This window comes from Paludibacterium sp. B53371 (assembly GCF_018802765.1).
In the GTDB taxonomy this organism is placed as follows: Bacteria; Pseudomonadota; Gammaproteobacteria; order Burkholderiales; family Chromobacteriaceae; genus Paludibacterium.
The window spans coordinates 709,769-734,606 of the sequence record NZ_CP069163.1 but is presented as its reverse complement, the minus strand read 5'-3'; the positions used below and the strand labels follow the sequence as shown (position 1 = coordinate 734,606).

The 24,838-nt window shown below is 62.6% G+C and carries 25 protein-coding genes and 1 pseudogene; 15 read left to right on the top strand and 11 right to left on the bottom strand.

Annotation, left to right across the window (positions count from 1 at the left end; genetic code table 11):
* Position 1 precedes the first annotated feature (1 nt).
* The 3 genes from hutG to JNO51_RS03515 are packed head-to-tail and all read left to right on the top strand — an operon-like array spanning position 2 to position 2,773.
* Complete coding sequence (gene hutG, locus JNO51_RS03525; protein WP_215781426.1) at positions 2–982, top strand: formimidoylglutamase; 981 nt, start codon at positions 2–4, stop codon at positions 980–982.
* Complete coding sequence (hutI, locus tag JNO51_RS03520) at positions 972–2,186, top strand: imidazolonepropionase (protein ID WP_215781424.1); 1,215 nt, start codon at positions 972–974, stop codon at positions 2,184–2,186. The genes hutG and hutI overlap by 11 nt, the downstream gene beginning before the upstream one ends.
* The gene (locus JNO51_RS03515; protein ID WP_215781422.1) at positions 2,183–2,773 is read left to right on the top strand and encodes a HutD family protein; all 591 of its coding nucleotides are present in this window, start codon (positions 2,183–2,185) and stop codon (positions 2,771–2,773) included. The genes hutI and JNO51_RS03515 overlap by 4 nt, the downstream gene beginning before the upstream one ends.
* A gap of 18 nt (positions 2,774–2,791) precedes the next feature.
* Here the strand turns inward: JNO51_RS03515 and JNO51_RS03510 are convergent, their stop codons facing one another.
* From JNO51_RS03510 to JNO51_RS03495, 4 genes are all read right to left on the bottom strand, one after another.
* Positions 2,792–3,724: an NAD-dependent epimerase/dehydratase family protein gene (locus JNO51_RS03510; RefSeq protein WP_215781420.1), complete on the bottom strand. Its 933-nt coding sequence runs from the start codon at positions 3,722–3,724 to the stop codon at positions 2,792–2,794.
* A 231-nt stretch (positions 3,725–3,955) separates the two neighbouring features.
* Positions 3,956–4,342, bottom strand: a complete 387-nt coding sequence (locus tag JNO51_RS03505; RefSeq protein WP_215781417.1) for a GNAT family N-acetyltransferase — start codon at positions 4,340–4,342, stop codon at positions 3,956–3,958.
* A gap of 134 nt (positions 4,343–4,476) precedes the next feature.
* Complete coding sequence (locus tag JNO51_RS03500; RefSeq protein ID WP_215781415.1) at positions 4,477–4,872, bottom strand: DUF4440 domain-containing protein; 396 nt, start codon at positions 4,870–4,872, stop codon at positions 4,477–4,479.
* Positions 4,873–4,921: 49 nt separating this feature from the next.
* Complete coding sequence (locus JNO51_RS03495; protein ID WP_215781412.1) at positions 4,922–6,556, bottom strand: methyl-accepting chemotaxis protein; 1,635 nt, start codon at positions 6,554–6,556, stop codon at positions 4,922–4,924.
* Positions 6,557–6,809: 253 nt separating this feature from the next.
* Here JNO51_RS03495 and JNO51_RS03490 point away from each other — a divergent pair, with 253 nt between their 5' ends.
* From JNO51_RS03490 to JNO51_RS03475, 4 genes are all read left to right on the top strand, one after another.
* Entirely contained in the window at positions 6,810–7,550 is a 741-nt protein-coding gene (locus tag JNO51_RS03490) for an NADPH-dependent oxidoreductase (RefSeq protein WP_215781410.1), read from the top strand.
* Positions 7,551–7,566: 16 nt separating this feature from the next.
* Positions 7,567–8,661 (top strand): N-ethylmaleimide reductase, encoded by a 1,095-nt coding sequence (gene nemA / locus JNO51_RS03485; protein WP_215781408.1) that lies wholly within the window; start codon positions 7,567–7,569, stop codon positions 8,659–8,661.
* Between the two features lie 161 nt (positions 8,662–8,822).
* Positions 8,823–9,830, top strand: a complete 1,008-nt coding sequence (locus JNO51_RS03480; RefSeq protein ID WP_215781406.1) for an alkene reductase — start codon at positions 8,823–8,825, stop codon at positions 9,828–9,830.
* A 78-nt stretch (positions 9,831–9,908) separates the two neighbouring features.
* Entirely contained in the window at positions 9,909–10,676 is a 768-nt protein-coding gene (locus JNO51_RS03475) for an ABC transporter substrate-binding protein (protein ID WP_215781404.1), read from the top strand.
* Here the strand turns inward: JNO51_RS03475 and JNO51_RS03470 are convergent, their stop codons facing one another.
* The gene (locus JNO51_RS03470; RefSeq protein ID WP_215781401.1) at positions 10,677–11,603 is read right to left on the bottom strand and encodes a diacylglycerol kinase family protein; all 927 of its coding nucleotides are present in this window, start codon (positions 11,601–11,603) and stop codon (positions 10,677–10,679) included.
* Between the two features lie 237 nt (positions 11,604–11,840).
* Here JNO51_RS03470 and queC point away from each other — a divergent pair, with 237 nt between their 5' ends.
* From queC to JNO51_RS03435, 8 genes and pseudogenes are all read left to right on the top strand, one after another.
* Positions 11,841–12,533, top strand: coding sequence for a 7-cyano-7-deazaguanine synthase QueC (queC, locus tag JNO51_RS03465; RefSeq protein ID WP_215781399.1), 693 nt, complete (start codon positions 11,841–11,843; stop codon positions 12,531–12,533).
* Positions 12,534–12,861: 328 nt separating this feature from the next.
* Positions 12,862–13,188 (top strand): annotated as a pseudogene (locus tag JNO51_RS17485) (6-pyruvoyl tetrahydropterin synthase family protein); the annotation flags it as partial.
* A 96-nt stretch (positions 13,189–13,284) separates the two neighbouring features.
* On the top strand, positions 13,285–13,557 hold the full coding sequence (locus tag JNO51_RS17480; RefSeq protein ID WP_371822930.1) for a 6-pyruvoyl tetrahydropterin synthase family protein: 273 nt from the start codon (positions 13,285–13,287) through the stop codon (positions 13,555–13,557).
* Positions 13,558–13,568: 11 nt separating this feature from the next.
* Positions 13,569–14,198 carry a 7-carboxy-7-deazaguanine synthase gene (gene queE, locus JNO51_RS03455; RefSeq protein WP_252346173.1) on the top strand — a complete coding sequence of 210 codons (630 nt, stop codon included), beginning with the start codon at positions 13,569–13,571 and terminating at the stop codon, positions 14,196–14,198.
* A gap of 74 nt (positions 14,199–14,272) precedes the next feature.
* On the top strand, positions 14,273–15,127 hold the full coding sequence (gene serB / locus JNO51_RS03450; RefSeq protein ID WP_215781392.1) for a phosphoserine phosphatase SerB: 855 nt from the start codon (positions 14,273–14,275) through the stop codon (positions 15,125–15,127).
* 69 nt (positions 15,128–15,196) lie between these two features.
* Entirely contained in the window at positions 15,197–15,709 is a 513-nt protein-coding gene (locus JNO51_RS03445; protein ID WP_252346172.1) for a hypothetical protein, read from the top strand.
* Positions 15,710–15,755: 46 nt separating this feature from the next.
* Positions 15,756–18,011 (top strand): formate C-acetyltransferase, encoded by a 2,256-nt coding sequence (pflB, locus tag JNO51_RS03440; protein WP_215781390.1) that lies wholly within the window; start codon positions 15,756–15,758, stop codon positions 18,009–18,011.
* Between the two features lie 59 nt (positions 18,012–18,070).
* Positions 18,071–19,327 carry an amino acid permease gene (locus tag JNO51_RS03435; protein ID WP_215781388.1) on the top strand — a complete coding sequence of 419 codons (1,257 nt, stop codon included), beginning with the start codon at positions 18,071–18,073 and terminating at the stop codon, positions 19,325–19,327.
* Positions 19,328–19,393: 66 nt separating this feature from the next.
* Here the strand turns inward: JNO51_RS03435 and mpl are convergent, their stop codons facing one another.
* From mpl to gmhB, 6 genes are all read right to left on the bottom strand, one after another.
* Complete coding sequence (mpl, locus tag JNO51_RS03430; RefSeq protein ID WP_215781386.1) at positions 19,394–20,779, bottom strand: UDP-N-acetylmuramate:L-alanyl-gamma-D-glutamyl-meso-diaminopimelate ligase; 1,386 nt, start codon at positions 20,777–20,779, stop codon at positions 19,394–19,396.
* A 115-nt stretch (positions 20,780–20,894) separates the two neighbouring features.
* Positions 20,895–22,286 carry a sodium:proton antiporter gene (locus JNO51_RS03425; RefSeq protein ID WP_215781383.1) on the bottom strand — a complete coding sequence of 464 codons (1,392 nt, stop codon included), beginning with the start codon at positions 22,284–22,286 and terminating at the stop codon, positions 20,895–20,897.
* A 71-nt stretch (positions 22,287–22,357) separates the two neighbouring features.
* Positions 22,358–22,747: a lactoylglutathione lyase gene (gene gloA, locus JNO51_RS03420; RefSeq protein ID WP_215781381.1), complete on the bottom strand. Its 390-nt coding sequence runs from the start codon at positions 22,745–22,747 to the stop codon at positions 22,358–22,360.
* Between the two features lie 59 nt (positions 22,748–22,806).
* Positions 22,807–23,493: a M48 family metallopeptidase gene (locus JNO51_RS03415; protein ID WP_215781379.1), complete on the bottom strand. Its 687-nt coding sequence runs from the start codon at positions 23,491–23,493 to the stop codon at positions 22,807–22,809.
* The gene (locus JNO51_RS03410) at positions 23,471–24,235 is read right to left on the bottom strand and encodes a 1-acyl-sn-glycerol-3-phosphate acyltransferase (RefSeq protein WP_215781377.1); all 765 of its coding nucleotides are present in this window, start codon (positions 24,233–24,235) and stop codon (positions 23,471–23,473) included. Before JNO51_RS03410 ends, JNO51_RS03415 begins: the two co-directional genes overlap by 23 nt.
* Before the next feature lie 15 nt (positions 24,236–24,250).
* Positions 24,251–24,799: a D-glycero-beta-D-manno-heptose 1,7-bisphosphate 7-phosphatase gene (gene gmhB, locus JNO51_RS03405; RefSeq protein WP_215781375.1), complete on the bottom strand. Its 549-nt coding sequence runs from the start codon at positions 24,797–24,799 to the stop codon at positions 24,251–24,253.
* Positions 24,800–24,838: the final 39 nt, after the last annotated feature.

Below are 24,838 nucleotides of genomic sequence, written 5' to 3'. Positions count from 1 at the left end.
CATGAACCCCAAACCGAAACTTGCCTGCAGCGGCTTCAACCGGGACCACTGGCACGGACGCTGTGATCAGGAAGAGTCCGGCTTTGCCCGCCGCTGGCATGAAGAAATCAGCGAAGTGAACGACACCCGTCCGGGTGTCGCGCTGGTCGGCTTTGCCTGCCATGCCGGCGTCGTTCGCAACCACGGACGCGCCGGGGCCGAGGCCGGCCCGCGCGCCCTGCGCCGGGCACTGTCCAATGTACCGCTCAGCGGCCCCTGCGCACTGTACGATGCCGGCGACGTCTTTTGTCACGGCGACCAGCTGGAAGCCGCGCAGGAAGCCTTTGCCCATAGTGTCAGCCACCTGCTGGTCAACGGCCACCGTGTCATCGGGCTGGGCGGCGGGCATGAAATTGCCCTGGCCAGCTTCTCCGGCCTGCTCAATGCCTGCCAGCAAGGCGGCGAAGCCAGACCGAAAATCGGCATCGTCAATTTCGACGCCCACTTCGACCTGCGCGCCGGAGCACGGGGCAGTTCCGGCACGCCCTTCCGGCAGATCAGCGAGCGCTGCGCCCGGGATGGCGTCGACTTCAACTACCACTGCTTCGGCATTTCCCGCTTTGCCAATACCGCGGCGCTGTTTGCACGGGCGCGCGAACTGGGGGTGCAGTGGCGCGAGGACGAACAGCTGACCCTGCTGGACCTGCCGGCGGCACAGGCAGAATTGCAGGCGTTCGCCGCCTCGGTCGACCATCTCTACCTGACCATTTGTCTGGACGTGCTGCCGCCGGCGCTGGCGCCCGGCGTCTCGGCACCGGCCGCTCGCGGCGTCGAACTGGCGGTACTGGAGCCGCTGCTGGACACGGCGGTGGCCAGCGGCAAGCTCAAGCTGTTCGATCTGGCCGAGCTGAATCCGGAGCTGGATCAGGACATGCGTACCGCGCGGATTGCCGCCCGCCTGGCGGCCAGGGTCATGGAGGGCTGGAGCCACCATGACGCGTGACGGAGTCATCGACAATGTCAATCTGGCCACCTTCGATGCGGCAGGTTACGGAGAAATGAAGGAAGCGGCCATCGCCTGGCGGGATGGCCGCATTGCCTGGCTCGGGCCACAGGTCGAACTGCCGGGCGAGTTCATGGACCTGCCGCATTACCACGGCCAGTCGGGCTGGCTGACGCCCGGGCTGATCGATTGCCACACCCATATCGTCTACGCTGGCAACCGCGCCGGCGAGTTCGAAGCACGGCTGCATGGCGCCAGCTATCAGGAAATTGCGCTGCGCGGCGGCGGGATTGCTGCCAGTGTGCGTGCCACCCGGGCCGCCAGTGAGGAACAATTGCTGGCACAGAGCCTGCCCCGCGTCGATGCCCTGCTGTCCGAGGGCGTCTGTACACTGGAAATCAAATCGGGTTACGGGCTGGATCTGGCCAGTGAGCGGCGCATGCTGCGGGTGGCACGACGGATCGGCGAAGAACGGCCGGTCAGCATCCGGACCACCTTTCTCGGCGCGCATGCCCTGCCACCGGAATTCGCCGGTCGCGCCGACGACTACATCGATCATCTGTGTCAGACCATGCTGCCGGCCCTCGCGGCCGAAAAGCTGATCGACGCGGTCGACGCCTTCTGTGAAAACATCGCCTTCTCGCCAGCTCAGGTCGAGCGCCTGTTCAGCACGGCACGCCAGCTTGGCCTGCCGGTCAAGCTGCATGCCGAACAACTGACCAATCAGGGCGGCGCGGCCCTGGTCGCCCGGCACCAGGGATTGTCAGCCGACCATCTGGAATGGCTCGATGCAGACGGAATCGCCGCCATGCGCGAGGCAGGGACTGTGGCCGTACTGCTGCCTGGGGCCTTCTACTTCCTGCGCGAAACCCGCCTGCCGCCTGTCGAGGCGCTGCTGGCAGCCGGCGTGCCGATTGCGCTGTCGACCGACTGCAATCCTGGTACCTCGCCACTGACCTCCCTGCTCACCACCGCCAACATGGGGGCCGTGCTGTTCCGGCTGACACCCCAGCAGGCGCTGGCCGGCATTACCCGCCATGCCGCGCACGCGCTGGGACTGACAGACCGAGGGCGACTGGCCGTCGGCATGCGGGCCGATCTGGCACTCTGGGATATCCAGTCGCCGGTGGACCTGGTCTACCACCTCGGCCAGCGACCATTGCGCGCCTGCTGGGCCGATGGCACCTTGCGGCCAGCCTCATGACACTGCGCCGGTTCGGGCCAGCCGATTTTCGCCGCATGCCCTGGAAGAACGGCGGCGGCGAAACCCTGCAACTGGCGATCTGGCCGCCAGAAGCCGATCTGGAGGACTTCGACTGGCGCATCACCAGCGCCAGCGTCAGCAGCGACGGTCCGTTTTCGACTTTCGTCGGCATCGACCGCTCGCTGGCGGTACTGGCCGGCGGAGACTTGCTGCTGAACATCACCGACCCGGCAGGGCGTCTGCCGCAGCGTGTCCTGCTGCACCCCGGCGAGCAACTTGACCAGTTTGCCGGCGAAGTACCGATTGTCAGCCAGCGCCGGCAAGGCCGCCTGCTGACCGACTTCAACGTCATGACCCGCCGCGATCGCTACCGGCACCAGCTGCAGAAACTGCAACTGGATGGCAGCCTGTCGCTGAGCGAGACCTCCTGGATGGTGTATCTGACTGATGGCTGCCTGTGTGCCGGAGCGCCGCCACAGACCATTGGGCAGGGTGAGCTGCTGTGGGGACAGGGCCCGGCCATCCTGCAAGGCAGGGCGGAAGGCTGGCTGGTGCATCTGATCGCGCTGTCCGCCGGCCATCCCTGAACGCCATGGGCTGCCGTGCTACTTGAACTCGAACAGCGGGTGCCCCTGCCACATCTGCATCAATAGCCGCGGGCTGAGCGCATCGTGAATGGCCGGCAGCGTCAGGGCCAGCGAGGCGCCGACAAAGTCGGGCAGAAACTGCTGCATGCGCGACAGATCCAGCCGCAAGTCCAGATCGCGAAAGGGAAAGAATTCGCGCGCCTGCAGCTTGCGCCGCGCGGTATCGACCATGATCACCTCGGGCTGCAGATCCGCCACACCAGCCAGCAGCGCCACATAGTCGATGATGCGCATCATTCCCTGCTGCGAACCGCAATTGAGCACCAGGAACCCGGTCGGCAACTTGTGCAGCTGATCAATGATGCGCGCAACCTCGCCTACCTCAATGAAATGCAGCCAGGTATTGCCTTCGTTGGGCATGTAGATCGGCTTGCCGGCATGCATGCGGCCCCATAACAGGGTTTCCCGCTCCAGCGGATTGCCCTGACCATAGAGATAGGGCGGGATCAGCACGCTGACCCGACGGCTGCTGCGATGGGCCTGTACCTGATAATAGGCATCAATCTCTGCCTTTTCCCTGCCGTAGCTGCCCCAGGCGCTGCCACCATTGCGCAGCATGACCTCCCGGTACGGGGCCCGGGCTTCATCGGCATAGACCGAGGCGGAACTGATATGCACCCAGTGCCCGACATGGGGCGCCAGGATTTCCCAGGCCAGACGCGCCTGCCTCAGGGTATAGCAGCAGGTATCAATGAGCAGATCGGTATCGGCCAGCTGGGGGGCCACGGCCTGGAGTGCGTGCGGATCATGGCGATCCGCCACCAGTTGACGACATTTGTCCTGCGGGCGTCGGCCACGGTTGACCAGCGTGACCTCATGCCCTCTTTGCGAAAAATATCGGGCAATGCGTTTGCCGAGAAACACGCTGCCGCCAAGGATAGCGACCTTCATGCAACATCCTGCTCCAGATTCTGAGAAACCGGCCAGGCAGAGGCATGGCCGGGCATAGACCATACCATTTGCATGTAAATTTCGCCTCCGCGAGAATACTTAGCTGGAAGACAGTTCAGTAAAGACAAGAAATCGAAAAAAAAGCAAAAACTCTAATTAAATATTGAATACCGTCGAAATAAAACATTCATCATGACCCGTGCAGGCCAGATGCGGCGACCAAGACGGTACTCAAATGATCGGGGAATCAGCAAGACGGGCGTAAAGCAGATAGTCGCGGGGGACACCGCGCACCCGGCGGAAATGGCGCAACCGGCCTTCCAGGACAAAACCGCATTTTTGCAGAACACGGGCGGATGCCGGATTGCTCTCCAGCGCGGTACCCTGGATGCGCCCATAGCCGCGCAGCCGGAACCCCCACTCAGTCACGGCCTGGCAGCAGGCGCTCGCCCAGCCTTTCCCCCAGGCCTCTGCTGCGAACTCATAGGCAATTTCCGCCGTGCCATGGTGCGAGGAAATCGTGTGAAAGCCGATGGTGCCGACCAGCGCCTGGTCGGCTTGCCGCAGCACGGCAAAACGGATCGGAGAATCCGGCGTGGTGGCCAGGCAATCCTGCACCAGAGGATCGAGATCGCGACTCGAGGCCAGGGCTCAACTGGTGTGCCTGGTCACTCGCTCGTCCGACAGCAGACGGAACCAGGCATCGATCCAGCTGCCGCAGACACAGCGCATCACAGACTGGCACGGGAGGCTCATGAATCAGCATTTCCCCCCCCGGCGCTGGTCGGCGTGCCCTGATGAAAACGCATTTGCCAGCCTTGCGGCCCCTTGAGCCACAAAGAGCTGCGCAGGGTATGACGCCCCACATGCCCCTGCTCATCCCGCTCACTGGAACGGTAGGTCAGCAGCGCAGCGGTTTCGGTCGCCCACTGCAGGGCAAAATCACAGGCCACGATCTCTCGGCGGACAGAGGCCCCCGACAGCCAGGGCAAGGCCTCAACTCGCCGCACCAGGCCGCCGGAGCGGCCAAACTCGAGAAAATCGCCATGCAGCAAGGCGGCCAGCACCCCCGGCTGCGCCGGATCCTCTGGCCGATGCAAGGCACACTCCAGAGAGGAGAGCAGGCTCAGCAACGTTTGATCAGTCATGCAGGCAAGCTATCACATGACAACAACATTGCAAACCCACCCTACCCGACTACAAGCGGAAACGCGATACGCTCTCCTGCAGGGTATGAGACAGTTGCTCCAGACTGGCGACCTGGTCGGCAGTGCGCGCCATGGATGCCCGGGTCTCTTCGACCCCCGAAGCAATCATCTCGACCTGCTGGGCGATGCTGGAGCTGGCCAGACTTTGCTCCCGGGTAGAAGCCGCCACATCCTGCACTCGGGCCAGGGCCAGCTGCATGCCACTGCGGATCTGCTGCAGCAGCTGGGCCGTGCCGTTCGACAGCTCAACCCCCTCATCCGCCTGCGGTACCGAACCTTGCAGCATGACCACTGCCGTCTGGGTTTCCTGCTGGATGCCGTGAATCATTTGCTCGATTTCCACCGTGGCGCGTGCGGTGCGTTCAGCCAGACCGCGCACCTCGTCGGCCACAACCGCAAAGCCACGCCCCTGCTCGCCGGCCCGTGCCGCCTCAATGGAGGCATTGAGCGCCAACAGATTAGTCTGGGCAGCAATCTCCTTGATCACGGCGGTAATGGTGCCAATCTGATCGGCCCGGGAGACCAGACCACTGACGCTCTCGGTGGCGCCCCGCGAGGTCGTCAGCACTTCCTGAATCTTGCTGACCACCGACAGGGCGCGTTCCTCACCACTTTTTGCCTGCTCGGCGGCTGCCTGGGAGTCCCCTTCGCTGTCCCGGGCATTGTCGGCAATATGATTGACGGCAACCGTCATCTGCTCCATCGCGGCAGCCATCGAACTGACGCTATCGGCCTGATGCCCGGCCATGGCCAGGACCCGGTTGGTTTCGGTGGCCACCGTGGACGCACTCTGTTCCAGGCCAGCCGAAACCTGCCCCAGTTCACGCACCAGCGATGCCAGCCCCTGCAGCATCAACTTGAGATTACCCAGCACACTTTGGTCTCCGCCCTTCACCTCGAAGTCGGTCGACAAATCTCCCGCTGCGGCACGGCGCATGATGCCCATCAGTGCCAGGGGCTCGCCCCCCAGCTGGCGAACGATGCTGCGCGACGCCACCACCCCGGCGGTACCGGCCAGCAACAGACTGATCAGGATACCGATACCGTAGCGCGTGGCTTCGGCATACAGCATCGCGTTGACATCATCAACATACACCCCGGTGCCGATGGCCCAGTGCCACTCCGGCACGGCCTGGATATACCCCAGTTTTTCCAGCGGCACATCGCTGCCGGCACGAGGGAACCAGTAGGACAGATAACCGGAGCCCGGCCCGGTCGCCGTGGAGACAATGGCATCCCAGAGCTTGAACCCCTTGACGTCGGTCTTGCCGAGCATGACCTTGCCTTCCAGCTTGGGATTGCCGGACACCATGACGGCACGCCCGTCAAAGTCGTAAATAAACACGTAGTTGTTGCCATCGTAGTGCAGGTCACGCAGGGCTTCGCGTGCCTGGCGCTGAGCCTCGGCCTGAGTCATCTTGCCGGCTTGAGCCTGCTTGACATAGAAATTGGTGATCCCGGCGGCACCATCGACAATATTGCGGATACGCACGTGATGAGCATTCAGCTGCGATTCACGCATATTCATCAGGGCGAAGGCGGCGAAAGCCAGCAAACAGACAAAGGCAGTCATCAACGCCAGACCAAGACGTGTCCGGACATTCATGTGATCGAGTCGGCTCATGAACTCCCCTCCAGGGGTGGAATGGTAGAGACGGATACAGACAGGGGCTGTTTTCTATATAGGTTGTTCTGTGCCGCACTGCTGCTTGCACCCTTTGAATATGATCGGTTTAGATAGATTGAGACTTGCGCCAACACAAGAAACGGGCCGTTCTAAGCACAGACCAACAAATCACTTGCAACTAGACGACCGGTCTAGTACATTAGCCTCCATCTCTAGACGACCAGTCTAATCAAATACTTCCGGAGCCTGCATGAACCCGACACTTGCACAAATGCACCAGCACCACAGCGTGCGCAGCTATCAGGACAAACCCATCGATCCGGCGTTGCTGGATGCCATTCTCGACGCGGCCTGGCATGGGCCGACATCAATCAATGGCCAGCAAGTCTCGCTGGTGGTCGTACAGGATGCCGCACGGCGCGCCAGAATTGCCGACATTGCCGGTGGCCAGCCTTGGATTGCCCGGGCCCCGGTCTTTGTCGCCGTCGTGATGGACTTCCACAAGACCGCCGTTGGCGCCGAGCTGGCGGGTGAATCCCAGGCCATCCACAACAGCGTGGAAGGTTTTGCCGTCGGCGCCGTCGATGCCGGCATTGCGCTGGGCAACCTGATGACCGCGGCCCGTTCGGCCGGCCTGGGCGTGGTGCCGATTGGCGGTATTCGCCGCGATCCGCAGGCCATGATCGAATTGCTGGATCTGCCGCCGCGCACCCTGGCCATTGCGGGGGTGGTGATCGGCCATGTCGAGCAGGATGGCAGCGTCAAGCCGCGCCTGCCGCGTGTCAGCTTCGTCCACCACGAACGTTACGACAGCAGCGTGATTGCCCCGTCGATCCGCGCCTATGACGAGACATTGCAACAGTATTGGCAATCGCAGGGCCGTCTGGATGGACAACCTTGGTCGGTCAACACCGCCCAGACCTACAAAACGGTTTACTTCCCGCTGACCGCCGTGGTGGCGCGCCAGCAGGGTTTCGGTTTCGATCAATAATCCGAAAGGAAATGGCATGAGTTTTGACAAGCTGTTCACACCGCTGCAAGTCGGTGCCGTCACCCTGAAAAATCGTGTCGTCATGGCGCCGCTGACCCGCCTGCGCAACACCGAGCCGGGTGACACGCCGACCGCGCTGGCGGTCGACTATTACCGCCAGCGTGCCAGCGGCGGCCTGCTGATCGCCGAGGGGACCCATATTTCCCCGACCGCCAAAGGCTATGCCGGTGCGCCGGGGATCTACAGCGAAGCCCAGGTACAGGCCTGGCAGCCGGTCACCGCGGCCGTCCACCAGTCAGGCGGGCTGATCGCGCTGCAACTGTGGCATACGGGGCGAATCTCGCATCGCTCGCTGCAGCCGGACAACGAAGCGCCGCTGGCGCCCTCGGCACTGCGTGCCGACAGTAACACCAATATCCGCACGGCCGATGGCGGACTGGCACGCGTCCCTTGCGACGAACCGCGCGCCATGGAACGTTCGGAAATCGAAGATCTGCTGGAAGATTATCGCCGCGCCACCGACAACGCGCGCCGCGCAGGCTTCGATCTGGTGGAAATTCATGCCGCCCACGGCTATCTGCTGCAACAGTTCCTGTCGCCGCAAGCCAACCAGCGCACGGATGACTATGGCGGCAGCATCGAAAACCGTGCCCGCCTGGTACTGCAAGTCGTCGATGCGGTGGTGGACGAATGGTCGGCAGACCGGGTTGGCATCCGCATCTCCCCGCTGGGTATCTTCAATGGTCTGTCCGATGTCGGCCAGGAAGAAATGGCGCATTACCTGGTCAAGGAACTGGCCAAGCGCAAGCTGGCCTTCCTGCATCTGTCCGAGCCCGACTGGGCCGGTGGTCCGGCACTGACCGAAGCCTTCCGCGCGGCCGTCCGTGCCGAATACCCGGGGGTCATCATCGCTGCCGGCGGCTATGATGGCAGCAAGGCTGAAACCATGATCGGCAAGGGTTATGTGGATGCCGTGGCCTTCGGCCGCAGCTACATCGCCAATCCGGATCTGGCCGAACGCCTGCAGCAAGGCGCGGCGCTGAATGCCCCGGACGCTTCCACCTTCTACGGTGGCGGTGCCGCAGGCTACACCGACTACCCGACCCTGTAATCCTCAAGGGGGCGGCACCGCCGCCCCTGCTACCCCGCCTCGTCAATTGTTGATCATTTTCAATCAATTGGGATTTGTCTGATCCTGCAACACTGCCTGAATTCCTAGACTGACATCCATCTTGAATGATGCGTCACGCATCCCGTCCGAAGGAGTCAGTCATGCAGTCGATCAGTCTGAATACCCCCCTGCACATTGGTGCCGTCCGTGCAGCCAATCGCATTGCCCTCAACTCGGGGCACCCAGCCTTCCGCGCCGATGCGCGTGGCGTACCAAACGGCGAAGGCCCCGCCTTTGCCCCGGCCAGCCTGGTGCTGGCCAGCAGTGCCACCGTCAATCTGACCGGCTATGCCCGCAGTGGCATGCCAGGTCTGTATGACCCGACACAACAAAAAGCCTGGCAAGCCCTCATTCAGCGTGTACATCAGCAGGGTTGCCTGCTGGCGTTACCACTGACCCATGCCGGACGGGTATCACACCGAAGCCTGCAGCCGAATGGCGTCGCGCCGATCGCGCCGACTGCAGGACAGGCTGCCAGCTTCACCTCGATCGAGAACAGCCAGGGCCACATCCTGAGAACCCTGTGCAGCGAGGCACGCACCATGCTGCTGGCCGAAATCGCCGACTTGCCGAATGACTTCCGCCGCGCCGCCGCCATGGCGCTCGAAGCCGGTGCCGATCTGGTCGAAATCGATGCTGCGCAGGGCTATCTGCTGCATCAATTCCTGTCTGCCGAGAGCAATCAACGTCAGGATATGTATGGCGGCAGCGTGGAAAACCGTGTGCGCCTGGTGCTGGAGGTCATGGATGCGGTACTGCAGGTGTGCCCGGCAGCCCGGCTGGGTCTGGCACTGTCTCCTGTCGGCGTATTCAGGGGACTGGAAAGCATCGACATGAGTGATGCGATTCTGCAGCTGGCAGCGGCCGCCCAGGCACGTGGCCTGGCCTATCTGCGTCTGGTCGAACCGGAGTGGCGCTATGGCCACCAGGTGCCCGATGCGCTGCGCACCGGCTTGCGCAAGGTGTTTGGTGGCGCACTACTGGCCTCTGGCAGCTACGATCAGGACAAGGCTGGCGATTTGCTGGCGCGCGAACTGCTCGATATGGCCGCGTTTCACTGCTCGCAGATGCCACAAACACTGACCACGCAGGTCCTGCAGGTCGCCTGAAGACTTTTTCGGCATCGACGATAACTCGCGCTAGACTGGAAACACCAGCCACCTCCTATTCGGAAGGTCTCCCTGCTGATGCGCTCTTTCTGGCACGGTTTACTGCTGGCGAGCTGGTTCACGGCCTGTTACGGTCAAACCATCGACGCCTACACTACGGAATCGCCGCCGTTCCAGTCCGCGCGCCTGGGGCTGCCTGGCGGCTATGCCGTCGATGTGGCGAAAGAGCTGGCTCGCCAGAACGGCGACAAACTGGTGTTCCATTTCCTGCCGTGGGCTCGCAGCTATCAATTGGCCAGACAAACACCGGGGGTCTTGTTGTTTTCGCTCAGCGAGATCGATGCCCACGCCGGCAATTTTGCCTGGGTCGGCGCGATCGCCAGCAATAACGTGGCCCTGTGGCAATTGAAAAGCCGTCGCGATCTGCAACTGAAAACGCTGGACGATGCACGCCATCGGCAGATCGGCGTGTTGCGGGATGACTTCAAGACCCGTTATCTGCTGCTCAGGGGATTTCAGGAGGGCAGCGAACTGCAATATGGCAGCGATGATTTGCTGAATCTGCGCAAACTGCTGGCCGGCCGGCTGGACCTGCTACCCGCCAACAATAGTGATGTGCTGATTCATCTGGCACGCAGCAATGGACTCAACCCCCAGATGCTGAGGCAGGCACTGCCGCTGCCCGAGCTGGCCTCGCCACTGGGTATCGCCTTTTCGCCCGGCAGCGATCGCAAGCTGGTCAGCCGCTATGCCCTGACACTGGAAAAACTGCGTCAGCAGGGTTTTCTGGCGCAACAGCAGCGGCTGTTGCAATTGACCCTGTCCAGTGCACAAAAAGCCGACTGATCAGCGCGGACGGTCGTGCACCACCCAGCACAAGGCGCCGGGCAGCAGGTCAATGGTCACCGGCTCGCGACCGATTTTTTCCCCATCGGCCTCCAGCGGACAACCAGGCGGATCGGTACGCACCTCGACCCGGCTGCTTTGCAGATAACACACCCGGGGATCATCGATCCGCTGAGCCTTGTGCAGCACCGGCATGAAGCGCAGGAAGGCCGCCACCGAGGCATTGCGGATCATGACGATCTCCAGCACGCCATCATCCAGTTGTGCGGTCGGCGCCACGCCCAGCCCGCCACCGAAATAGCGGCCATTGGCCAGACACAGGTTGATCATGGCCTCTTCATGCACCGAACCATCCGCCAGTACCAGCCGCATGCGTGCCGGGCGCCAGGTCAGCAGCGCCAGCATGGTGCCCAGTCCATAGGCGAGCCCGGCCGGCAGCCAGCGCGGAAAACGGGCGACGCGATCTACCACGGCAGAACTGATGCCCAGCGAGGCAATATTGGCAAAGTAGCGACTGCCCGCCTCGCCGGTCGGCATCACGATGCGCCCGAGATCCAGGCGGCGCGTGCTGTCACGGCGGATCAGCCGATACAGACGCGAGACGGAGGCATTCATGCCCAGCGAACGGGCAAAATCGTTGCCGGTACCGAAAGGCAGAATGGCCAGTGTCACCTGCTGCCGCAGCGCCTCCGGTGCACGCATGACACCATTGACCATCTCGTGCACCGTCCCGTCGCCCCCCACCGCCACCACATAATGGCACCCTTGCGTCACCGCCAGGCAAGCCACTTCTTCGGCGCGCAGGCCGGAGGTCGTGATGTGGATGTGCACCACGAAGTGGCGCGAGAACTGGCGCAGCAAGCGATCGGGCAGATGTGCCGGACTGCGGCGTCCGTGCAGGATGAAACAAATGTGAGGTTGATCCATAAATAGAGGGTACGGGCAGCCGTCGGCATGATGCAAGTAGCATGTTTGCCCTCCAGTGCGGGCATCAGACGCTTCCTGCCGCCCGTTTCTGGTCGCTTCATGCGAAAACAGCTACAATACGCGGTTGCCTGAGGCCCCTGCGGGGCCCTGTGGGCGCGCAACGGCGCGTCCGAATGCCGCGCCGGGTGAGACCGATCCCGTGTGCCGCGACCTCGACTGTTTATCGATGGAACCAGCATGAAACCAAACAATGAAAAAGCACTGGTCGTCCTTTCCGGCGGCCAGGACTCCACCACCTGCCTGTTTTGGGCCATTCGCCGTTTCGGCCAGGACAACGTCGCTGCCGTCACCTTCGACTATGGCCAGCGTCATCGCATCGAACTGGACTGTGCCCGCAAGATTGCGGGCATGGCCGGCGTCGAGCAGTTCGTCCTGCCGATCGACACCTTCGGCGCCATCGGCGGCAATGCCCTGACCGATGACAGCATCGTGCCGCAAACGGACGACGCGCCGCAGCAGGCTGCGCTGCCCAACACCTTCGTGCCGGGTCGCAATCTGATCTTCCTGACCTTTGCCGCCGCCCTGGCCTATACCCGCGGCATGCAGCACATCGTGACCGGCGTGGCTCAGACCGACTACTCCGGCTATCCGGACTGTCGCGAGAACACGCTCAAGGCGCTGGAACTGGCGATTCGCCTCGGCATGGATGCCCCGTTGAGCCTGCATGCCCCGCTGATGTACCTGACCAAGGCTGAAACCGTGCATCTGGCGCAGGAAGTCGGTGCCATGGAAGCCATGGCCTGGAGCCATACCTGCTACAACGGCAGCGTACCGCCCTGCGGCGTCTGCGACGCCTGCCGCCTGCGTGCCCGCGGCTTTGCCGAAGCCGGCATCGCCGACCCGCTGGTCGAACGCACGGGACAGCACTGATATGCATACCACATTCCTGCTTGCAGCCACCGGCTTCGAGGCCGCACGCCGCATCCCCGGTGCCAGCGACCCGCGCCTGACCAATCCGCATGGCCACAGCTTCCGCGCCCTGGCGCGCGCCGATGCCACCCATACCGATCAGGCCACGCTGGAAGCGGCACTGGCCAATGCCGTCGCCCCGCTCAACTACGCCCAGATCAACGAGACCCTTGCGGCACCGGACGATCTGGGTATCGCCCAGTATCTGGCCGACAGCATTTCCAGCCCGGTTACGCTGGCGCTGCAGAGCTCGGCCCGCTGCGGTGCCCTGGTCGATAATGGCCAGGCCCTGCTCAGTCTGAACGTCGCCTTCGAAGCGGCACACCAGTTGCCCCAGGTCCCGGCTGGCCACAAATGTGGCCGCCTGCACGGCCATCAATTCGGCGTCCGCCTGTTTGCCGATGCCCGAACCTGCGACCACGCCGGCATGGAAGCCGCCTGGCAACCTTTGTACGCCCGCCTGCAGCATCACTACCTGAACGAGATCGAGGGACTGGACAACCCGACCAGCGAAGTCCTGGCCAAATGGCTGTTCGAGCGCCTGCGTGACACGCTGCCGGGCCTGGCCTGGGTCGAAGTGCGCGAAACCCACAGCGCCGGCAGTCAGTATGATGGTCACCGCTTCAATATCTGGAAGGAGCAGCGCTTCGAAAGTGCCGTGCCCTTCAACGGCGACGGCAGCTATACCGGCCACAGCTACCTGATCCGGCTGATGCTGACCGGCGACCTGGACCGTACCATGGGATGGGTGCTGGACTTCGGTGACGTCAAGGACCGCTTCAAGCCGGTTTACCGCCAGCTCGACCACAACCCGCTGGACCGCCTGTCGGGCATCCGCAACGGCAAGAGCGCCTCGGTCGCCGAGTGGGTGCATGTCCACCTGGCCCCGCTGGTGCCGGAGCTGGCGCGTATCGATCTGTACGATACGGCCGAACGCGGGGTCTCGCTCACCTTCCATCACGACATGCGCTGGCCGCTGCTGTAAGGATGACTGGCATGTATACCGTGAAGGAAATCTTCTACACCCTGCAGGGCGAAGGAGGACAGGCAGGTCGTCCGGCCGTGTTCTGCCGCTTCTCCGGCTGCAACCTCTGGAGTGGCAAGGAACGGCATCGCAGCCAGGCCATCTGCCAGTTCTGTGATACTGACTTTGTCGGCACCGGGCCGGATGGCGGCAAGTTTGCCACGGCCGGGGCGCTGGCCGAACGCATTGCAGCCACCTGGCCCGACCACGGACAGGGTCGTCCCTATGTGGTCTGTACCGGCGGCGAACCGCTGCTGCAGCTCGATACCGCACTGATCGACGCCCTGCATGCACAGGGTTTCGAAATCGCCGTTGAAACCAATGGCACGGTTGCTGCCCCCGCCGGCATCGACTGGATCTGTGTCAGCCCCAAGGCGGGAGCCCCGTTGAAGCAGACGAGCGGCAGCGAGCTGAAACTGGTCTTCCCGCAGCCCGCGGCCATGCCGACTGAATTCGAGCAGCTCGACTTCCAGTTCTGGTACCTGCAACCGATGGATGGGCCGGAGGCTGCCGCCAACCTGCAGGCCGCCATCGACTATTGCCTGGCGCATCCGCGCTGGCGGCTGTCACTGCAGACCCACAAACTGACCCGGATTCGGTGATTTTTCTCGCCGCCACCCCAACAGGCTATGCAATAATCATCGGTTAACAAAGAACAATTCCGATAAGCCTCGCGATGACTGCTGACACTTTGACACTGGTGATTCAATCTCCGGCGGCGCTGGACGAGCCGGGGCTGACGCACCTGGCCACGCTGAGCGGCACCGCTTCCGTACAGCGCACGGCGCCCGGGCGGGCGCGGTTGTTGCAGGCCGATCCAGCCCGGCGCCAGGCGGTGCTGGCCTGGTGCGAAACGCAGGGCTGGGATGCCGCCTGGCTGCCGTCCGGCATGCGCTTTGCGGATCTGGGGCTGATCGTGTCCGACATGGATTCGACGCTCATCACCATCGAGTGCATTGATGAAATTGCCGACATGTGTGGCCTCAAGGCACAAGTGGCGGCCATCACCGAGCGCTCCATGCGTGGCGAACTGGATTTCTCCGCCTCACTGAACGAACGGGTGGCCTTGCTGGCCGGGCTGGATGCCTCCGCTCTGGAGCAGGTTTATCAGACGCGCCTGAAGTTGACACCCGGCGCAGAAACCCTGATTGCCGCCTGCAAGCGCGACGGCGTGCGTTTCATGCTGGTTTCCGGTGGTTTTACCTACTTTACCGACCGTCTGCAGCAGCGTTTGGGGCTGGACTATACCTTTGCCAATCAGCTGGAAATCGTCGATGGCAAGCTCAGCGGCAGGCTGACCGGCACGATTGTCGATGCCCGTGCCAAACGGGACCTGCTGGTTGCCATGCGCGAGCGCCTTGGCTTGCAGGCCCATCAGGTACTGGCCGTCGGCGATGGCGCCAATGATCTGATGATGCTGGCCGAGGCCGGCATCGGCGTTGCCTTTCATGCCAAACCGGTGGTACGGGCTCAGGCCGATGTCGCCTTGAACGCCTGCGGACTGGAAGGCATTGTCGGCCTGTTCGAATAGGTTCGGGGTCTTTGTGCCGCCAAGTCGGCACGCTTGTGCTTCAATAGAGGTTGAACGGGTTTGAGGTCCATGATGTCACCATTGCCCATGCTGGCCACTGCCAGCTTTGACGACGAGTTGCCCTTTGCCGTCGCCCCGCTGCAGCATGGTGCCTGCTCGCCGCAGCAGGTCCGTGAAACCCGGCTGGCGCTGAAAGTGCTGGCCGCCCCGGTCGACAGCAATGAGAACATCGACCCCTTGCTGCAACGGCTGGAGGCCAAGCTGGATCTGGCGCTCGAGGTCAGCCTGCTGTCGCGCTACCCGGAGCGTCCGCCCCTGACCCCCTGTCGGGTCGGACTGGATGCCATCGGCTGGCTGTCGCTGCATCCCTATACGCTGGGCGAGGCGCTGCGCATCGAAATGTTCCCGCATGCCGATTCGGCCCTGGTGCTGTATCTGGCCGCATCGGTGACGGCCAGTGTGCCGGTGGCAGGCGGTCACCAGATTACCGTCGACATTCAGCCGGCTTTTAACGAATACACGTTGCAACTGTGGGAGAAGTGGGTGTTCCGGCGTCATCGCCGCGCCATCCTTGACCGCTGAGAAGGCTGGCCCGCAGCCCATTGTCCGACTAGCTTGGAGGTTCACCATGAATGCACCGGAACGAGCAGCGCCCTCCCCTGACCCGTGGGTCGGCTTTCAACAAGGTCACTGGCAGCAAGCCGTCGATGTGCGCGACTTCATCCTGCAAAATGTCACGCCCTATCTGGGCGACGATCAATTCCTGACCACGGCCACACCGCGAACCCGCGCCATCTGGGATGCCCTGACGCCCCTGCTGCGCGAGGAGCGCGAAAAAGGCATTCTCGACGTCAGTACCGATATCGGTGCCAGCATCACCGCACACGGTCCGGGTTACATTCTCAAGGATCAGGAGCTGATTGTCGGCCTGCAGACCGACAAGCCGCTCAAGCGCGCCATCATGCCCTTCTCCGGCATCCGCATGGTGGAAACCGGCCTGGAGGCCTATGGCTACCAGCTCGACCCGGTACTCAAGGAGGTCTTCAGCCGCTACCGCAAAGACCACAATCAGGGCACTTTCGATGCCTACAGCGCGGAAATCCGTGCCGCGCGCAAATCGGGCATCATCACCGGGCTGCCGGATGCCTACGGACGCGGGCGCATCATCGGCGACTACCGCCGGGTGGCGCTGTACGGCGTCGACCGTCTGGCGGCCGAACGCCAGACGCTGTATGACGAGCTGGACGATCAGGACTTTACCGAAGACGTGATCCGGCTGCGGGAAGAGCTGTCAGAGCAGTTCCGTGCCCTGCAGGAGCTCAAGCAGATGGCCGCGACTTACGGCTTTGACATCGGACGTCCCGCCGCCACAGCGCAGGAGGCCGTGCAATGGGTGTATTTCGGCTATCTGGCGGCAATCAAGGAGCAAAATGGTGCGGCAATGTCACTGGGACGGGTCTCCACCTTCCTCGACATTTATCTCGAGCGCGACCTGAAGGCCGGCCTGATCAGCGAAGAGCGCGCCCAGGAACTCATCGATGACCTGGTGATCAAGCTGCGCATCGTGCGCTTCCTGCGCACCCCGGAGTACAACGAACTGTTTTCCGGTGATCCGACCTGGGTCACCGAAAGTATCGGCGGCATGGCGCTGGATGGCCGCACGCTGGTCACCAAGTCCAGCTTCCGCTTCCTGCACACGCTGAACAACCTCGGCCCGGCACCGGAGCCCAACCTCACCGTACTGTGGTCGGAACAGTTGCCGCAGGGCTTCAAGTCGTTTTGTGCCAAAGTCTCCATCGAGACCAGCTCGATCCAGTACGAGAGCGATGATGTCATGCGCCCGAACTGGGGCGACGATTACGGCATTGCCTGCTGCGTGTCGGCCATGCGCATCGGCAAGCAAATGCAGTTCTTCGGCGCCCGTGCCAATCTGGCCAAGGCGCTGTTGTATGCCATCAACGGCGGCGTGGACGAAAAATCCGGTGCCCGCGTTGCCCGCGGCTTCCAGGCCATTGAGGGTGACGTCCTGGATTTCAACGAGGTCATGATCAAGTACGACCTGCTGCTGGACTGGCTGGCCCGCACCTATGTCAAGGCACTCAACTGCATTCACTACATGCATGACAAGTACGCTTACGAGCGTATCGAGATGGCGCTGCACGACCGCGACATCCTGCGTACCATGGCCTGCGGCATCGCCGGGTTATCGGTGGCCGCCGACTCTCTGTCGGCCATCAAGCACGCCAAAGTCCATGTCATCCGCAATGAGCAGGGACTGGCGGTCGATTTCCGTGTCGAGGGCAGCTACCCGGCCTTCGGCAACAACGATGACCGGGTTGACCAGCTCGCTGTGGATCTGGTCAAGCGCTTCATGGACAAAGTGCGGCGCCAGAAGACGTACCGCAATGCCATGCCCACCCAGTCGGTGCTGACCATCACCTCGAATGTGGTCTACGGCAAGAAAACCGGCAATACGCCGGATGGCCGTCGCGCCGGCGAGCCGTTTGCGCCCGGTGCCAACCCGATGAACGGACGAGACCATCTTGGCTTTGTCGCCGCCGGCGCTTCGGTGGCCAAGCTGCCTTATGACGATGCCCAGGACGGCATCAGCTGGACCGCGTCGGCGACGCCGGATGCCCTGGGGCATACACTGGGAGAACGGATCGCCAACCTCTCCGCCTGCCTGGATGGCTACTGCTGCGCCGGGGGCTTCCACGTCAATGTGAACGTCCTGGACCGTGCCCAGCTGGAAGATGCCATGGCGCATCCGGAAAAGTATCCGCAATTGACCATCCGCGTTTCTGGCTATGCGGTGAATTTCGTCAAGCTGTCGCGCGAGCAGCAGTTGGATGTAATCAACCGGACATTCCATTCGGCCATGTAAAATGTCAGGCTTCCTGCCCCGGCCGGGGTGGGAAGCCTCGATCCTGACAAACAGAAAGCATGATGAATCAACAACCAGGAATACACGCCGGCACGACCCAACACGATGTCGAGTGGGTGCTGACCCTGTTTGGTACCGCCGTCGGTGCCGGCATTCTTTATTTGCCCGTCCAGGCCGGACTGGGCGGCATTTGGCCGATCCTGATCCTGGCCTGCGTGAGTTTTCCGGTGGTCTGGCTGTCGCACCGCACCCTGACCCATCTGGTGGTCACCCACAAGCAGCCCTGCGAGCTGCCACAGGTCGTGGAGGAGGACCTCGGCCCGGCGGCCGGCCTGGCGGTCAGCCTGCTGTACCTGGCCTTCTATCTGGCACTGGTGGTGGCCTTTGCCACCGGCATGATCAATATCGCCGCCACCTATATCGAATTCCAGCTGGGGCTGGAGGCCATTCCACGCCCGATTCTCTGCCTGCTGATCGCCCTTGGCCTGTCGGCGGTGATGCTCACGGCGGGCGAACAGGCCATCCTGCGCATCACCTCGACCATCGCTTTCCCGCTGATTGCCGCCCTGCTGTTCCTGTCGATCTATCTGATCCCCGGCTGGCACAGCAGTATGCTGACCGCCATGCCGGATGCCTGGTCGCTGGGCAAGCATTTGTTGCTGATCGTGCCCGTCCTGTTTTTCAGCATGGACTTTTCCGCCGTCTGCGCCATGCTGGCCGCTTCCTATCGCCGGCACTACCCGGACGCCCGCGTTGCCATGCGGCGCAGCGATCGCGCCGTCTACTGGAGCAGCCTGATGCTGCTGGTCTTCGTCCTGTTCTTCGCCTTCTCCTGCGTCATGGCGATCCAGCCGCAAGATCTGAGCTATGCCCTGCAACACAATATCGACGCGCTGACCCTGATGTCGCTGCATGTCAAACCGCACCTGTTACAGTTTGCCCTGCCGCTTTTGGCTTTTGCCACCATCCTGCACTCGTACTTCGCCGCCTTTCTCGGCGCGCGCAGCGGACTGATCGGCCTGATGGGGCAATGGAAACGACACCAACATCATCCGGAAGGGCACCACCCGCTGGAGTGGATTACCACCTTGCTGGTGGCGCTGCCGCTGTGGGCATTTGCCCTGAGCGACCCGTCGATCCTGACCCTGATTGGTATGATCGCGGCACCGATCATTGCCCTGGTGTGCTATGTGATGCCGGTGTACGTGTTCCGCCGGGTACCGAGACTGGCGATCTACCGCGAACGCGCCAGCGTGCTGGTACTGCTGGCGGGACTGCTGGTGATGGTGAGCTACTGGCTGGGCACGCGACTGTAAACGCCGGGAGGAAATGCAAAACGCCCGTTGCTGCACAGGCAGCAACGGGCGTTTTGCTGACAAACATCAGTCGGCGCGGGCGTTCAGTCCATCCAGCAACTTCTGATGAATGCCATTGAAGCCACCGTTGCTCATCACCAGCACGTGATCACCCGGACGGGCTTCGTTCAGCACCGCGGCCAGCAATTGCTGGAAATCATCATAGGTGCAGGCACGCGCCCCCAGCGGAGCCAGGGCCTCGGCCGGATCCCAGCCCAGATTCACCGCAGAGCAGAACACCAGATCGGCATCAGTCAGCGCCCCCGGCAGCTGGGCCTTCATCGTGCCCAGTTTCATGGTATTGGAGCGCGGTTCGAGTACGGCCAGGATGCGCGCCTTGCCGACCTTGCGCCGCAGCCCTTCCAGCGTGGTGGCAATGGCGGTCGGATGATGCGCAAAGTCATCGTAAACCGTCACCTCCCGGGCCACACCGCGGATCTCCATACGACGCTTGACGTTCTGGAAGCGCGTCAGCGCCTCGATGGCCACCGGTACGGCAACACCGACATGGCGTGCTGCGGCCATGGCCGCCAGGGCATTGAGCTGGTTATGCTCGCCCAGCAGCGTCCAGCAGACCCGCCCCTGCTTCTCACCGTCCAGCAAGACATCGAAATGACCGTTGTCATCGGCGGCGTCGATCTGCCAGCCCGATGCCGCCTTGCCGAACCACTCGACCGGCGTCCAGCAGCCACGATCCAGCACGCGCTGCAGGCTGTCCTCCCGACCATTGACCACAATGCGCCCCTGTCCCGGAATGGTACGCACCAGATGATGGAACTGGGTCTCGATGGCCGCCAGATCGGCAAAGATGTCGGCGTGGTCGTACTCGAGGTTGTTGAGGATGGCGGTGCGCGGACGGTAGTGGACGAACTTGGAGCGCTTGTCGAAGAAGGCGGTATCGTACTCATCGGCCTCGATGACGAAGAAGGGGCTCAGACTGTCCGGATCCTGCACAGGATGACCGGGCAGGCGCGCCGACACGCCGAAGTTCTGCGGAATGCCGCCAATCAGGAAGCCCGGGGCCAGGCCCGCCTCTTCCAGAATCCAGGCCAGCATCGAGCTGGTGGTGGTCTTGCCATGGGTGCCGGCTACCGCCAGGACCCAGCGCTCGTGCAATACATTCTCGGCCAGCCACTGCGGCCCGGAGCAATACGGCAGACCGCGGTTGAGGATCTCCTCCATCAGCGGCTTGCCACGGGTGACCACATTGCCCACCACGAATATGTCGGCCCCGATATCCGCCTGCTCGGCACCAAAGCCCTGGATCAGATCGATGCCCATGGCTTCCAGCTGCGTGCTCATCGGCGGATAGACGTTGGCATCGCAACCAGTGACCTTGTGACCGGCCTCGCGCGCCAGGGCAGCCACCCCCCCCATGAAGGTGCCACAGATACCGAGAATGTGAATATGCATAAGATGAACTACTAAAGAAATCAAAGCCGGTAGCTTACGCGCGAATGGCGGGGCTCTCAAGGGTTGCGGGGCGTGTCTGCCGTCATGAACAACGGCGAACACGCTCCACCCGGAATCAGAAAAAGACCAGCGACAGCAACACAAACAGGGGCAGCAGGAAAACGCATGACCAGCCGAGATAGCCGAAGAAACTCGGCATCTTGACGTGGTGATGCGTGGCGATGCTCTTGACCATGAAGTTGGGCGCGTTACCGATGTAGGTCATGGCCCCCATGAACACGGCCCCCATGGAAATGGCCTGCAAAGTCGAGGACAGACTGCCCATCATGGTGTGCGCATCACCGGAAGCCATGTTGAAGAACACCAGATAGGTCGGGGCATTATCCAGGAAGCTGGACAGCAGGCCGGTCACCCAGAAGTAGGCCGGATCAAGCGGTTGTCCGGACGGGTCGGTCACCAGACGCGCCAGACTGGCCAGCGGACCGGCCTCGCCGGCACGCAGCATGGCAATCACCGGCGCGATGGTGATGAAAATGCCGATGAACAGCTTGGCGACCTCGGCGATCGGATGCCAGTTGAACTCGTTGCCGGCACGCACCGAGCGCGGCGTCAGCCAGAGCGACAGCGCCGTCAGTACCAGCAGCAAGCCGTCACGCACCAGATCCTGCAGTTGCAGATGCACCCCCGACAGCGTCAGCTCGACATGAGGCTTCCACACCCCGGACATCAGCACCGCGGCGATCGCCAGCATCAGCAGCAGCAGATTCAGGCGGCCGGAGAGCCGCAGTGGCGCATCCGGCGCATGGGGAGCCTGTGGCTTTTCCTTGCTGAAGTAGTAGCGGTCGAGGCAGTAGAACACCAGCAACAGGACGGCAACGGCCAGCAGCACCGGCGCCAGCATGTGCCAGAAAGTCCAGCGGAAGGTCACGCCGTTGAGGAAACCCAGAAACAGCGGCGGATCGCCCAGCGGCGTCAGGCCACCGCCGATATTGGCCACCAGGAAAATGAAGAACACCACCACATGCACCTTGTGCTGGCGCCCCTTGTTGGCGCGCAGCAGCGGACGGATCAGCAGCATGGCGGCCCCGGTGGTCCCCATCACCGGGGCAAGCAGCGCACCGAGGCCGAGAATGCGGGTATTGAGCCCCGGTGTGGCGTGCAGGCGGCCGGTCAGCAGAATGCCGCCCGACAGGGTATAAAGCGTCAGCAGCAAGATCAGGAAGGGGAAATACTCGGTCAGCAGCGCATGGGCCACCAGTTCCAGCGTGGCCGGCATGCCGAACCAGGACAGGAAAGGCAAGAGGAAGGCCGCCGTGAAGAAGGCGACGATCTTGCCGAAATGGTGATGCCAGAACGCCTCTGCCACGATGGGAAACAGCGCGATGGACAGCAGGATGGCGGCGAACGGCACACCCCACAGCAGGCTCAGTCCTGCCCCATCCAGGCCGGCGGCCTGCGCGGCCACCGGCACAAGGAACAGCAGACCGGCCAGCAGTTTTTGTTGCATGGTAGACTCCCTACACTTTCTGGTTTGTCCGGCAGGCAGGAAGTCTCCGGCACCTGGCCGGGTGCGGAGGCTTAACGGCTGCCCTTCTGGATGAATTCGATCTTGTAGCCATCCGGGTCTTCGACGAAGGCAATCACCGTGGTGCCATGCTTCATCGGCCCGGCCTCGCGAACGACCCGTCCACCCTTGGCGCGCACTGCCTCACAGGCGGCAGCGGCATCATCGACTTCGATGGCAATGTGCCCGTAGGCATTGCCCAGCTCGTAGCTGCTGGTATCCCAGTTATGGGTCAGCTCCAGCACCGTATGCGCGGCTTCGTCACCGTAACCGACGAAGGCCAGGGTGAATTTTCCCTCCGGAAAATCCTGACGACGCAGAAGGCGCATTCCGAGCACCTCTTGATAGAAAGCCAAAGAGCGCTCAAGGTTCCCCACGCGCAGCATGGTATGCAACATTCTCATCTGAAATTCTCCTTTCAATGACAATTTTCCACCGGTTTCACCCGGCACGGGCAGCATATTTATCCGAAATCAAACAACTGCTCACCATACTGGCGCAGCCAGCTGCGTGCTTCGCGCCATGCCGGAAACAGCCGCCCGGTTTCCTGCCAGAAGGCCGGTGAATGATTCATGTGGCGCAGATGGGCCAATTCATGGGCAATCACATAGTCCAGAATGTCAGCGGGGGCCTGGATCAGGCGCCAGTTGAGCCGTATCCGCCCATCCTGATGGCAGGAGCCCCAGCGGGTACGTGCAGAGCTCAGCAGCAAGGGACCTGGCTCGCGTGCCGCCAGAGGTGCCAGTCGGCGCCACTGGCGCGGAAACTGCTCGGCCGCCTGGCAAAACAGGAAATGCGCTACCTGCTCGCGCACCGCCGACGGCTGGCCACCGACCCACAGCGTGTCGCCCTCCTGCCTGACCGTGGCGGGGCCACAGGGATCGTGCTGCAACGAGAGCACCCTCCCCTGCAGCAGCAGTTGCCCGGGCGGCGCACTGCGCCGCACGTGAACAGCTTGCTGCCGCTGCCAGTGGGCGCGAATCCAGTCGCGCTTGTCATCCAAAACCCGTTGCAGTGTCGCCAGGGGGACGCGCGGATGGGCCGCCAATTCGATGCGACCGTCCGCAATGCGTATCCCGATGGTTTTGCGCACCCGGCGCGTCACCACAACCTCGGCGTCAATCCCCTCAGGCAGCGCGAGTGTCGGCATGTTGCTTGGCACGGCCGGCGCAGGGGCCCACGCCCCCGATTTCCTGCTGACGGGCTTCGATCCAGTCGGCGGCCTCGGCCATCAGGTCTTCGGCATGCTTGCCGGGCGCCGGGACAATCGCCGGCCCGATGACCAGGGTAATCATCCCCGGATATTTCAGGAAGGAATTGCGCGGCCAGAATTCGCCGGCATTATGCGCCACCGGCACCAGCGGAATCTGCAGGTCGATCGCCATGCGTGCGGCTCCCAGCTTGTACTTGCCGCGTACCCCCGGCTTGACCCGCGTCCCTTCCGGAAACACGGTGATCCAGAAGCCATGCGAGAGTCGTTCACGGCCCTGCTCGAGGATCTGCTGATTGGCGCGGGCACGATCGGAGCGGTTGATCATGATGGCGTTCATCAGAGCCAGTCCCCAGCCGAAGATCGGAATCCACAGCAGTTCGCGCTTGGCGACGTAGATCTGGTACGGAAAGATGGTCTGCAGCGACAGCGTCTCCCAGCCGGACTGGTGCTTGGCGCAAATAATCGAGGGCGTGTCCGGAATATGCTCGCGACCGATGACCTGATACTTCAGGCCGATCACGTTTTCCAGCATCCACATCAATACCTTGGTCCAGGCCACACCAAGGAAATGACGCCGACGGCGCGGCAGCGGTGCCAGCAAGAGCAGGAACAGGAAAAACAGGGTGGTGGTGATCGCCAGCACCACCCAATAGAGAAGGTTGCGGATCCAGAGCTGCATCGGGGCCCTTTGTGCTTATTGGTAATCGGGGGAATGAATCAGGTATTCGGCCGCATCATAGAGGTTGTCGAAGACCTTGGTGTGTTCCGGCAGGCCACCATTGGCCAGGGTCTTGTGCCCCTTTCCGGTCTTGACCAGGATGGGCTGACCGCCGGCGGCGTCGATGGCCTGCAGGTCACGCAGGCTGTCGCCGATCATCGGCGTCTCTTCCGGACGGACATGGAAACGCTCGGTAATTTCCAGCACCATGCCCGGCTCGGGCTTGCGGCACTTGCACTGGTCGTTGTTGGTATGCGGGCAGAACACCACGGCATCGATGCGCCCGCCCGCCTGATTGACCAGACGGTGCATCTTCTCGTGCATGGCATTGAAGGCATGCATGTCGAACAGGCCGCGACCGAGACCCGACTGGTTGGTGGCGACGACGACACGCCATCCTGCCTGGGTCAGATTGGCAATCGCCTCCAGGCTGTCGGTAATCGGTACCCATTCGGCCGGCGTCTTGACGAAGTCGTCACGATCTTCGTTGATGACGCCATCACGGTCGAGAATCACCAGTTTCATGCTTACCTCCAGATGGCAAAAACCGGGGCGCTGGGCGCC

What these genes read in the sequence shown, in the direction of transcription:
- JNO51_RS03515 (WP_215781422.1), top strand. Translation starts at nt 2,183, where the DNA reads ATGACACTGCGCCGGTTCGGGCCAGCCGATTTTCGCCGCATGCCCTGG.
- queE (WP_252346173.1), top strand. Translation starts at nt 13,569, where the DNA reads ATGTATACCGTGAAGGAAATCTTCTACACCCTGCAGGGCGAAGGAGGA.
- pflB (WP_215781390.1), top strand. Translation starts at nt 15,756, where the DNA reads ATGAATGCACCGGAACGAGCAGCGCCCTCCCCTGACCCGTGGGTCGGC.
- queC (WP_215781399.1), top strand. Translation starts at nt 11,841, where the DNA reads ATGAAACCAAACAATGAAAAAGCACTGGTCGTCCTTTCCGGCGGCCAG.
- JNO51_RS17480 (WP_371822930.1), top strand. Translation starts at nt 13,285, where the DNA reads ATGCTGACCGGCGACCTGGACCGTACCATGGGATGGGTGCTGGACTTC.
- JNO51_RS03415 (WP_215781379.1), bottom strand. Translation starts at nt 23,493, where the DNA reads ATGCCGACACTCGCGCTGCCTGAGGGGATTGACGCCGAGGTTGTGGTG.
- hutG (WP_215781426.1), top strand. Translation starts at nt 2, where the DNA reads ATGAACCCCAAACCGAAACTTGCCTGCAGCGGCTTCAACCGGGACCAC.
- JNO51_RS03445 (WP_252346172.1), top strand. Translation starts at nt 15,197, where the DNA reads ATGATGTCACCATTGCCCATGCTGGCCACTGCCAGCTTTGACGACGAG.
- JNO51_RS03425 (WP_215781383.1), bottom strand. Translation starts at nt 22,286, where the DNA reads ATGCAACAAAAACTGCTGGCCGGTCTGCTGTTCCTTGTGCCGGTGGCC.
- JNO51_RS03470 (WP_215781401.1), bottom strand. Translation starts at nt 11,603, where the DNA reads ATGGATCAACCTCACATTTGTTTCATCCTGCACGGACGCCGCAGTCCG.
- gmhB (WP_215781375.1), bottom strand. Translation starts at nt 24,799, where the DNA reads ATGAAACTGGTGATTCTCGACCGTGATGGCGTCATCAACGAAGATCGT.
- JNO51_RS03435 (WP_215781388.1), top strand. Translation starts at nt 18,071, where the DNA reads ATGATGAATCAACAACCAGGAATACACGCCGGCACGACCCAACACGAT.
- JNO51_RS03410 (WP_215781377.1), bottom strand. Translation starts at nt 24,235, where the DNA reads ATGCAGCTCTGGATCCGCAACCTTCTCTATTGGGTGGTGCTGGCGATC.
- gloA (WP_215781381.1), bottom strand. Translation starts at nt 22,747, where the DNA reads ATGAGAATGTTGCATACCATGCTGCGCGTGGGGAACCTTGAGCGCTCT.
- mpl (WP_215781386.1), bottom strand. Translation starts at nt 20,779, where the DNA reads ATGCATATTCACATTCTCGGTATCTGTGGCACCTTCATGGGGGGGGTG.
- JNO51_RS03475 (WP_215781404.1), top strand. Translation starts at nt 9,909, where the DNA reads ATGCGCTCTTTCTGGCACGGTTTACTGCTGGCGAGCTGGTTCACGGCC.
- nemA (WP_215781408.1), top strand. Translation starts at nt 7,567, where the DNA reads ATGAGTTTTGACAAGCTGTTCACACCGCTGCAAGTCGGTGCCGTCACC.
- JNO51_RS03490 (WP_215781410.1), top strand. Translation starts at nt 6,810, where the DNA reads ATGAACCCGACACTTGCACAAATGCACCAGCACCACAGCGTGCGCAGC.
- JNO51_RS03495 (WP_215781412.1), bottom strand. Translation starts at nt 6,556, where the DNA reads ATGAGCCGACTCGATCACATGAATGTCCGGACACGTCTTGGTCTGGCG.
- JNO51_RS03500 (WP_215781415.1), bottom strand. Translation starts at nt 4,872, where the DNA reads ATGACTGATCAAACGTTGCTGAGCCTGCTCTCCTCTCTGGAGTGTGCC.
- hutI (WP_215781424.1), top strand. Translation starts at nt 972, where the DNA reads ATGACGCGTGACGGAGTCATCGACAATGTCAATCTGGCCACCTTCGAT.
- JNO51_RS03510 (WP_215781420.1), bottom strand. Translation starts at nt 3,724, where the DNA reads ATGAAGGTCGCTATCCTTGGCGGCAGCGTGTTTCTCGGCAAACGCATT.
- serB (WP_215781392.1), top strand. Translation starts at nt 14,273, where the DNA reads ATGACTGCTGACACTTTGACACTGGTGATTCAATCTCCGGCGGCGCTG.
- JNO51_RS03480 (WP_215781406.1), top strand. Translation starts at nt 8,823, where the DNA reads ATGCAGTCGATCAGTCTGAATACCCCCCTGCACATTGGTGCCGTCCGT.